This is a genomic window from Dongia sp. (assembly GCF_041909655.1).
In the GTDB taxonomy this organism is placed as follows: domain Bacteria; phylum Pseudomonadota; class Alphaproteobacteria; order Dongiales; family Dongiaceae; genus Dongia.
The window spans coordinates 48,146-57,883 of record NZ_JAYRDA010000017.1 but is presented as its reverse complement, the minus strand read 5'-3'; the positions used below and the strand labels follow the sequence as shown (position 1 = coordinate 57,883).

The 9,738-nt window shown below is 59.2% G+C and carries 8 protein-coding genes, 1 tRNA gene and 2 rRNA genes; 7 read left to right on the top strand and 4 right to left on the bottom strand.

The window, feature by feature from the left end; all coding sequences use genetic code 11:
- The 3 genes from ACE3PR_RS20745 to ACE3PR_RS20735 form a co-directional block, all read left to right on the top strand.
- Window positions 1-234: ribosomal RNA gene (locus tag ACE3PR_RS20745) — 23S ribosomal RNA — on the top strand; the annotation flags it as partial.
- An 86-nt stretch (window positions 235-320) separates the two neighbouring features.
- Window positions 321-435 (top strand): 5S ribosomal RNA (gene rrf / locus ACE3PR_RS20740).
- A gap of 95 nt (window positions 436-530) precedes the next feature.
- Window positions 531-607 (top strand) — tRNA-Met (locus ACE3PR_RS20735).
- 245 nt (window positions 608-852) lie between these two features.
- On the opposite strand, the gene ACE3PR_RS20730 is transcribed toward ACE3PR_RS20735, so the two are convergent.
- On the bottom strand, window positions 853-1,626 hold the full coding sequence (locus ACE3PR_RS20730; RefSeq protein WP_374376083.1) for a sigma-70 family RNA polymerase sigma factor: 774 nt from the start codon (window positions 1,624-1,626) through the stop codon (window positions 853-855).
- Between the two features lie 392 nt (window positions 1,627-2,018).
- Between ACE3PR_RS20730 and ACE3PR_RS20725 the strand changes: the two genes are divergently transcribed.
- Both ACE3PR_RS20725 and ACE3PR_RS20720 read left to right on the top strand, forming a co-directional pair.
- Window positions 2,019-2,378, top strand: coding sequence for a hypothetical protein (locus ACE3PR_RS20725; RefSeq protein ID WP_374376081.1), 360 nt, complete (start codon window positions 2,019-2,021; stop codon window positions 2,376-2,378).
- A 53-nt stretch (window positions 2,379-2,431) separates the two neighbouring features.
- The gene (locus ACE3PR_RS20720; protein ID WP_374376078.1) at window positions 2,432-3,334 is read left to right on the top strand and encodes a Crp/Fnr family transcriptional regulator; all 903 of its coding nucleotides are present in this window, start codon (window positions 2,432-2,434) and stop codon (window positions 3,332-3,334) included.
- 31 nt (window positions 3,335-3,365) lie between these two features.
- Here ACE3PR_RS20720 and ACE3PR_RS20715 read toward each other — a convergent pair whose 3' ends face one another.
- Together ACE3PR_RS20715 and ACE3PR_RS20710 are read right to left on the bottom strand one after the other, a co-directional pair.
- Window positions 3,366-5,108 carry a redoxin family protein gene (locus tag ACE3PR_RS20715; RefSeq protein WP_374376075.1) on the bottom strand — a complete coding sequence of 581 codons (1,743 nt, stop codon included), beginning with the start codon at window positions 5,106-5,108 and terminating at the stop codon, window positions 3,366-3,368.
- Window positions 5,109-5,157: 49 nt separating this feature from the next.
- A complete protein-coding gene (locus ACE3PR_RS20710; RefSeq protein WP_374376072.1) occupies window positions 5,158-5,574 on the bottom strand; it encodes an organic hydroperoxide resistance protein in 417 nt (138 codons plus the stop codon).
- A gap of 134 nt (window positions 5,575-5,708) precedes the next feature.
- Here ACE3PR_RS20710 and ACE3PR_RS20705 point away from each other — a divergent pair, with 134 nt between their 5' ends.
- Window positions 5,709-6,191, top strand: coding sequence for a MarR family winged helix-turn-helix transcriptional regulator (locus tag ACE3PR_RS20705; RefSeq protein WP_374376070.1), 483 nt, complete (start codon window positions 5,709-5,711; stop codon window positions 6,189-6,191).
- Between the two features lie 376 nt (window positions 6,192-6,567).
- Window positions 6,568-7,827 (top strand): SfnB family sulfur acquisition oxidoreductase, encoded by a 1,260-nt coding sequence (locus ACE3PR_RS20700; protein ID WP_374376068.1) that lies wholly within the window; start codon window positions 6,568-6,570, stop codon window positions 7,825-7,827.
- A gap of 48 nt (window positions 7,828-7,875) precedes the next feature.
- On the opposite strand, the gene ACE3PR_RS20695 is transcribed toward ACE3PR_RS20700, so the two are convergent.
- Window positions 7,876-9,573: an EAL domain-containing protein gene (locus ACE3PR_RS20695; protein ID WP_374376066.1), complete on the bottom strand. Its 1,698-nt coding sequence runs from the start codon at window positions 9,571-9,573 to the stop codon at window positions 7,876-7,878.
- Between the last annotated feature and the right edge of the window lie 165 nt (window positions 9,574-9,738).

Here is a 9,738-nt window from a genome sequence, read left to right as displayed (position 1 = left end):
GTACGAGAGGACCGGGGTGAACGTACCTCTGGTGTACCGGTTGTCGTGCCAACGGCATCGCCGGGTAGCTATGTACGGTCGGGATAACCGCTGAAAGCATCTAAGCGGGAAACCCACCTCAAAACTAGTACTCCCTATGAGAGCCGTGAGAGACCATCACGTTGATAGGCCGGGTGTGGACGTGCAGTAATGCACGGAGCTAACCGGTACTAATCGCTCCACTGGCTTGATCCTTTGCCTTCATACTCATGAAGAGACAAATGCCTCGGCACATTCAGCAGTTCATACATTTTGGTAATCTTGCATCCGGCCTTCGATGACCTGGTGGTCATGGCGAGGGGCCTGCACCCGATCCCATCCCGAACTCGGCCGTGAAAACCCTCAGCGCCAATGGTACTTCGTCTCAAGACGCGGGAGAGTAGGTCGCCGCCAGGTCTTCTAAGTCCGGATCCAACGCATCAGAAATACAACGACACAAGCAACAAAGGCGCGCCATCAAACAGCGCGCCTTTCCTGCTTCAAGTCTTCATCGCGGGATGGAGCAGCCCGGTAGCTCGTCAGGCTCATAACCTGAAGGTCGCAGGTTCAAATCCTGCTCCCGCAACCAGTAAATTAAAGGCCGCCGATCCATTGGGTCGGCGGCCTTTAATTTACTGGTAGGTGGGGTCGGTGAATGAACCTGCCAGGTTCGGACCGAGAGACGCAAAGCGGATCGAGCGTCAACGGCGAAGCCGGTAAATCCTGCTCCCGCAACCAAACCTCCCAAAAAGCCCCACGCAGCTACGCGCGGGGCTTTTCTGATTCATGCTCTGCTGGCTCGCACGATCCGAACAAGCCGCGGCGCCGATGCGATCACGCCGCAAATACCGACGGGTGCGGGACGCCCGCTGCGGGCAATACTGACATCATCGGCCGCAAAGGTGTCCGCTTCGGTTTGGAGAAAGCAGGTGCTCGTTGCAGGGCATCGATGAGATGGCTGTCCCCGATCGGGCGAATGGCAGGCCGGATGACGGCGAGCGGTCGCTCGGAGAGCAGCGACCTCAGATCCTGCCGGGCGCGGGAGACGCGGCTCTTGACCGTTCCCACCGCGCAATCGGCTGCCTGTGCCGCCGCCTGATAGCTGAGGCCGTCGACGCCCACATGAATCAAGGCCTGGCGCTGCTCGCCGCGCAGTTCCCAGAAGGCGCGCCGGAAATCGCAGAACTCGAGCGCCTGTTCCTGCGTCGGCTTGATGGCGGGTTCATGCAGCATTTCATGCAGCGGTGTGTGCTTGTTCCACGATTTGCGCCGCTCGGTATAGAAGAGATTGCGCGCGATGGTGAAAATCCATGCCCGGAAATTGGTCCCCGAGGCAAATTTGTCCGCGCTGGTGAGCGCGCGGATGATGGCGTCCTGGACCAGGTCCTCGGCCTGATCTCGGTTGCCGGTCAGATAGCGCGCGAAACTGCGCAAGCCCGCCTGGTGCAGGAGAACGAGTTCTCGCACGTCCATTTCACGCTGTTCTTTCGAAAGGGGCGCGGACTGATCTTGCGATCCGATATTGCTTGTCTTTGCTCGGCTGGGCTGGATGTTCTGAAAACTTGACATGATGTTATGACCTCTCCTGTCAGGGCGCGCGCGTGACATTGGCGCGGCCCTGGCTTTGAATGCATTGACGCGGCTTTGTCCAAGCCTGGAAATGGGACGATCACGGCATTGCAGGTTGAGGTGCTGCTGTGGGCTAGCGCCGCCCGGCATAAGATTGGCTGTACCAATTGCCGGTGAGACTATTGCGCTAGTCCTCCATCCGCGTTCACGTAGAAATCATAGACCAATGATCCTTCCGGAAATGTCCTCTTTTGAACAGCACGGGATTTAAAAGAGCCTAGGATCAGAGCACGTTCGCAAACAACTCTTTGCCGGCGGACGATCGCAGGCCGCGCGCTCATCAACCAGGTGGCGCGCCAATGTCAGCGCAGATTTAAGATGGAAGATCGCGGTGCCAAGGGCATCGCCTGAATCTTCATGGAGAATATGAAATGAATGCACCAACATGGCTGCAGCCGGGAATCACCGGCGCGATCATCGGCGGCATTGCGACGATGGTCATCGGCTTCAGCGCCGGCGGCTGGTATCTGGGCAGCACCGCCGAGACCATGGCCGCGACCCGTTCCGAGGTCGCGGTGATCGACGCCCTGGTTCCCGTCTGTATCAGCAAACAGCAGGTAGACCCAGAAGCAACCGGCATGCTCGCGAAGCTCGGGACGATGAAGACCACCTACGAACAACGCGATTACATCATGAAAGCCGGCTGGGCGACCATGCCGGCAACCGATGCCCCGAACCGGGATTTGGCCATGGCTTGCGCCGAGGCACTTTCGAAGGCGGCCGGCAGTTAATATCTCTGCCCTGCCGCAAGTATGGCGTGATTTGACGTGGATCCAGGCGTAGATTGCGTGAATGCCCGATTGGCGTCGATTATCCGCCGATCGGGCGGCTCGTTCACGCTCACTCATGCAACTCGATCATTCAGCAAGGACGCGGTGAAAGTGACCCTGCGTTCGGCGCGAGGAGATCCCGCATTCGCGACAAGCCAAAACTGAAAACGGCAAGGGCACAAGCCAAGCCTATTGCACGCGCGTCGGCCGTGAAGAAGGTCGCCAAGACCGTCAAGGCTAAACGCCCACAAACGCGCAAGACTGTCGGATTGATTCCGGCCATACATTTTGATGTCCGCAATTTCCTCGGCACCTTGGGCGCCGGCCGTTCAAACGCCTCCTATCGCCCGAAGGCGGTCATTTATCGCCAGGGCGATCCGGCGGATGCTGTTTATTATATTGAAACGGGCAAAGTTCAGTTGACCGTCGTTTCCCAGCACGGCAAGGAAGGCGTCATTGCCATGCTGTCGGCTGGCGACTTTTTCGGCGAAGGTTGCCTCGCCGGCCAGCCGCTCAACATGGCGTCGGCCTCGGCGATGGCACGCTCCACGATCAGCCGCATCGAGAAGAAAGCGATGATCGCCGCATTGCATCAGCATCCCGCGATGTCCGAGATGTTCATGGCCTTCCTGCTGTCTCGGAATATTCAGATCGAGGCGGACCTCGTCGACCAGCTCTTCAATTCAAGCGAACGCCGCCTCGCACGCCTGCTCCTCCTGCTGGCCAATTTCGGCAAGGAGGGGAAAATGGAGACCATCATTCCCCGGATCAACCAGGATATCCTGGCTGCGAAGGTCGGCACCACACGATCGCGCATTAATTTCTTCATGAACAAGTTCAAGAAGCTCGGATTCATTGAATATGACGGCGGCCTGAAAGTTCATACCTCGCTGCTGAACGTCATCGTGCACGATTGACTGGCTCGTTCGGGCGGCGCTCCCCCTCTCTCTATCCAAACGTGAACGCATAGGCGCGGACGCCCTTGTCGTAGAACTGGATCTCGAAGGTCCGGTCTGTCACGGATCCGGTTTGCCGGACGAGCTGATACAGGCGATCCTCCCTGACGGAACCCCAGCCATCAGCATCGATGTCGGCGCCATGATCGGCGCCGGGTGCTGCGCCATCTATCGTGACGCGAAAGCGGATGGGGCGGTCTTGCGCGGCAGGACCCATCACGAGGTGAAGGTCACGGGCGTGGAAACGGTGTCGGATGCCGCCACCCGCCGCGCTGAGCGTGGCGAACTCGCTTCCCACAATCCAGGTTCCAGCCAGGTCCCAGTAATTGAGCGGCAGTTCCGGCGCAAACTGATAGAGACCGGGCACGTCATGCCGAACACCGCTAGGAGAAATGAAATTGCTGGCGTTGGCATAACCGATATAGGTTTCGCCCGATCCCAGGTTTCTTTCATCCGCGGCGGCCTGCGGACCCTTGCCGTCGATCGCGGCGATCTCGCCGGCAACGGGGGTACCATTGGCTTCGCTTAGCAAGCGCCGGATCAGCCGCTCAGACTCGTCATAATTACCTTCGCCCAGAGCGTAATCTCGGATCTCTCCATCGGCGCCGATGAAATAGAGCGCAGGCCAGGCTCGGTTGCCGAAAGCGCGCCAGATCCCGAAATCATTGTCGATCGCGACGGGATAGGTGACGCCGAGTGCCGTCGCCGCTTTGGCCACATTGGCGGCGTCCTTTTCAAAGGCGAATTCCGGGGTATGCACGCCGATCACCACCAGCCCGCGATCCTTATAGGCTTCGGCCCAGGCACGGACATATGGCAAGGCCCGCAGGCAATTGATGCAGGAATAGGTCCAGAAGTTCACCAACACGACCTTGCCGCGCAGATCCCCGGCATGCAGCGGCGGCGTGTTCAGCCATTGCTGCGCGTCCAGCAGCGATGCCAGCGAATTGGAGAGGACCGGCGCAGGATCGGCGGCCATGGCCGCGCTCATGTTCAATGCGTCCTCTGTATGTAAAGCCGTCATGAGACCTTGCTCGATCGCATTTGTGCGCGCGGCAGACCAGCGCGTCAGCAGACCGGTATCGATTCCAGTCCAAATGAGCGCCGCGCCTGCCACCACCGCGACGCCGAGAACGCGTTTTAGGCCATCGCTCCCGCGAACCGAAAGTTTGAAGATCGCGAGCAGGCGCCCGCCGAAGAACAGCCCCGCGCCCAGCGACGTTGCTGCGCCCAAACCATAGGTCAGCAGCAGTAGCGATGTCTCGATGCCGGGACCGTTGAGGGCCGCGCCGGTCAGCGCCAATCCCAGGACCGGACCGGCGCAAGGTGCCCAGACCAGTCCGGTGGCGATACCGAGCAACAGGGAACTGGCAGGCGTAGCACCCCTTTCGGCAACACGACGTCCGGTCCAATCCATCAGTCGGGACCCGGCAACGACGATCGGTGCCGTCAGCCGTGTTGCCAAGGTGGGGAACAGCATCGTCAAGCCGAACAGGGTCATCAGCGTCAAGGCAATGAACCTGCCGCTCTGGTTTGCCGTCACGGCCCAGTTACCGGCAAAGGCCGCCAGGCTCGCCACGACGGCAAAACCAAAAGCCAGGCCCAGCAGCATCGGCAAGCCGCCTTGTTGAAAGGGCCTGTCGGCACGTGCCAGGACGAAAGGCAGGACCGGCAAGATGCACGGCGTGGCAATGGTCAGCAGGCCAGCCAGATAGGCGAGGACGTATAGGGTCATCGATTGTGCTTCACGAAATATGGCTGGCCGACTGACGCCGGCAATTCAGTTACACCAAATTGATCTCGACCTTGATGTTGCCGCGCGTGAGCTTGGAATAGGGGCAGGTCTGGTGCGCGGTATCGACCAATCCCTGCGCTACATCCCGTGCCAAGCCGGGGAGGCTCACATTGAGGCGCGCCTGCAGGAAATAGGCACCGCTCGCATTGACCAGGTCGACTTCGGCGTCCACGGCGAGATCGGGCGGAAGGGCGACCTTCGCCTTGCCGGCCGCCAAACCGATCGCGCCGATGAAGCAGGCCGACCAGCCCGCGGCGAATAGCTGCTCCGGATTGGTGCCGGTGCCGGCCGAGCCGGGGGAGGATAATTTGACGTCCAGGCGGCCATCATTGCTGCGGGATGCGCCGTCTCGGCCGCCGGTCGTATGGGTCTTGCCGGTATAGAGCACTTTCTCGATCTGGGTCATGAAGGGGTTCCTTGCTGAAGGTATTTAATATCTAATCCGATTAAATCGGACGCGATGTATATAGGGGTGAAAAATCCGCCGTCAAGCCCTTCCGATTAAATCGGATGCGATATATATAAATAAGGGAATTGGCTGTGACCAGCGAGAGGATGAACATGAAACCCGGCGGCACGAAAGAAGGTAAAGGCCCGAAACTGGCCGACTTTTTATGTTTTGCCATCTATTCGGCCAATCTGGCCTATGGCAAGGCCTACAAGCCGATCCTTGAGGAACTCGGTCTTACCTACACCCAATACATCGCGATCGTCGCCTTGTGGGAGGAGGACAACCAGACCGTCAGCAGCCTGGGGGAGAAGCTGTTTCTGGAATCCAACACGCTTACCCCGATCCTGAAAAAGCTCGAGGGAATGGGTTATCTCCGCCGCCAGCGGGATCCCGCCGATGAACGCCAGGTCCGGGTCAGCCTGACCGATGCTGGGCGGCGCCTCAGGGAGAAGGGGCTCAATATGAATCTGGTGAAGGCTTCCGGCCTGACGGCGGAAGAATTCCCCAAGATGCAGAAGGCGGTGGTGACGCTGCGCAACAACCTCATCAAAGCGGCGCAGGGCGAGGAATGAGGGCGAGGCTTTCGCGCGTGCGGTTTACGACCACTGGTCCGTCGTGACGCTGCGCCGCGCTTAAACTCAACAACCAGATGAACCAGATCCTCCGTTAAATCACGGCCTCTCGTGTCTCAAATATTCTGACGACGGGCACCCGTCACCAAAGAAATTCTCGGAGCGGATTTGCCCGCAGTACCGATGACGGGCGCTACTTGCTTTAGCCGAGCTCGTGGAGCGGCCATTGTTTCAATCGCAACGCTGATGGCGCGCTGTGTCGCCGGAATGTAATGCGGGTCGTTCACGATCACGTCTACACGGCGCTCTGCCAAATTCTGGTCCAAGCACCGTTCTGAAGTTAGCAATCATCGAATGCAATTAGCGAGATAGTGACATGATCGATATGACGTCGAAGGCTGTTGAGGTTTCAGAGCGCGTGCCAACTTCCGATTGGTCACCCTCTCCCCCAGCGGAACATGCGCATGTCATCAGCAGCGACGAGGAAGCGATCGCGATTGCCGAAGATTTACGCGTCCGCTTTCTTGCCGATGCAGGCTCAAGAGACAAGCACAGACGGCTACCGTTCGACGAGATCGACGTTTTTTCGCAAAGCGGCCTTTGGGGTATTACGATACCCAAAGCATACGGTGGCGCTGGCGTCTCGCAGACCACCCTCGCGAAGATTTTCATGCTCTTGGCTTCAGCGGATGCCTCGCTGGCGCAGATGCCGCAGAGTAACTTCGAAATCATCGACGTCATTCGACTCACTAGCAGCGAAGAGCAGAAGAGAGAGCTCTTCGGTAAGGTGCTCGCGGGCAACAGACTTGGCAATGCCTTTTCGGAATTCAAAGGCAAGAATGTCGAAGACATGAAGACCCGACTGGTGCGTGACGGGGATGATTACCTTGTCTCGGGGGAGAAGTTCTACTCAACTGGCGCTCTGTTCGCCCACCTTGTGCCGATCGTGGCACTGGATGAAAGTGGTCACGTCTTTGTTGCCGTAGCTGATAGAGCGGCGAGCGGATTGACAGTTATCGACGACTGGTCAAGCTTTGGCCAGCGCACGACCGCAAGCGGCACGGTGCTGCTTGAAAACGTGCGCGTTGCCGCGTCTCGGGTATTGCCTGCCCACATTGTCTACGAACATCCAAGCGCCGTCGGTCCGCAGAGTCAGATCATCCATGCAGCGATTGATCTGGGTATTGCCAAGCACGCTATCGATACCACAATCGAGTTGCTCAACACCTATGCTCGTCCCTGGATCGATAGCGGGCAAGACCGCGCAACGGACGACCCATACACCATCGCGGCGATCGGGGACCTGAAAATCCGGTACCACGCTGCCGAACTGATGCTCGAACGCAGCGGCCGGCAACTCGATGCCACGATTGCCAATGCCAATGAACAGACAATAGGCCTGGCCAAAATCGCGATTGCGGAGGCAAAGGTTCTGTCGACGGAGCTTGCCCTGCTTGCATCGAACAAGCTGTTCGAACTCGTTGGAACGCGCTCAACGCTCGACAAACTCAATCTGGATCGCCTGTGGCGTGACGCGCGGACACATACGCTGCATGACCCGGTTCGCTGGAAATTTCACGCGATCGGTCGATATTACCTGAATGGAATTCAACCGCCGATACATTCGTGGATCTAAGCAAAGTAGACGCCCTCCTGGAGGCGCCAGCGTTTCCAGGGCGCGAGTTTAGGACCATTGGTCCTGTGTACCGCTGCGGCGCCGTGCCTTTGCATTCACTTGCGGTCGCGCGGGCTTGATCTCGCTCACCGGCCGGCCATAGAGCCAGCCCTGGCCCAGATCGACACCGAGCTCGGCCAGGCATTTGTGCTGGTCTTCCTTTTCGACCATCTCGGCCACTGTCTTGATGCCGAGGCAACGGCAGGTGGTGAGCACGCCCTGGACGATCGCGCGTTCGCGCAAGGATTCGGTGATGCTGCGGATATAGACGCCGTCGATCTTGACGAAATCGACCATCAATTGCTGCAAATAGGGCAGGGACGAGGCACCCGCGCCGAAATCGTCGAGACAGACGGAATGGCCGCCGCTGCGCAGCCGGTCGACGGCGCGCGCTGCCTTGGCTAGGTCGTCAAGCTTGGCCGATTCCGTGATCTCGATGATCAATTGCGACCGGCGCGGCCCCATGCGCTGTGCGAGCTGCTCGAACATGGTGAGAAACGTGTCGTTGAGCAGGGATCTGGCCGACATATTGACGGCGAGTTGCAGCGTTCCTGCCTTGCCGGCGCTGTCCGAGATTTGTCGGACAGCACCCTGGGTCACGGCCAGATCGAGTTCGTGGATGATGTTGATTTCTTCCGCAAACTTGACGTCCTCGAAAGGCGAGCGGCCATCGGGGAAGCGCAGCAGGACTTCGTGATGATGCACGCTCCGGTCGGCAAGATGCACGATCGGCTGGAAATGCAGGGCGATCTTGTGCGTATGAATGAGGTCGCGCATCGAAACGACCCGGCTCAGGGTTTCCGCCGTCATCTTGCGCAGGTATTCATTGGCCGACATGCCTTGAGTAAGGCTCGCGGTACCGTCGCTGCTGAAGCGGCCGACCACATAGGCGAGGATGCTTTCGACGTCGTCATCTGCCAGAGCGGGGTCGTGCAACACGATCGTGCGGTCGCTCAGATTGAGCGCCTCGGCGTCGAGATCGTAATGGCGCCCGACCTCGGCGATCGCGGCAACGATCGAGGCCGAGTTCTCTTCGCCGAAATGCGCCACGCCGAATTTGCCATCCGCGATATGGGTGGCTGAATTGTAATCCATGGCATGAAGCTTTAACTGGGCGCCGATTTCCGACAGCAGGGATTCGGCGCGTTCGCTTCCCAACAGACGGTCAAGCTCGGCGCTCTCGCAGATTTCCAGCAGCGTCAGGCAGGCCGATTTGCCGGCGGCGCGGGCAGTCCGAACCGCCTCGGTGGCGCTGTGGGTGAATTGCGCGGCTTCGACCAGGCCGGTGACCCGGTCGGGGGCGGATGTACCGGTCTTCCGCGCGCCGATGTCGGGGCCGATTGTTATCGACAGGAAATAGACCTGCACTTCCTGAAGAACAGACCGGTTGATCGAAATCTGCGTCGCGATGGATATGCCCTGATCGTTCTGCAGGACGATCGGCATGTCGCGTCGGCGCTGGCCCGGGCCTAATTGATGCAGAGCGGATTTCATCAGCATGACGTCGCCGGGGGCGACGATACGGGCGACAGGCTGGCCGATCAGGCTGTCCGCATCCAGGCCCAGCATGGAGCGCAAGGCGCCATCAGCCCAGCGGATGCGTCCATCGCCATCCAGTTCCATGAGGATATCGGCATGCGCGAAGGCAAAGCCGACAAAACGGTCGCGCTCCTCACGCAGGCGATGCTGGCCCTGGCTCGCTAGCATAATGAAAAATCCTAGGACTTGAGCGAATAGATCGCGCTACGAAGCAACTAACAAGATAATCCAGGCTAGCGGCGAAAGGCTTAATTTTTCGTCAAATACCTGACGATCCGAGAAAAATTGGCGTCTGCGCCTTGGGGATCCGCGCGCTGGCAGCGCATCTGCCCC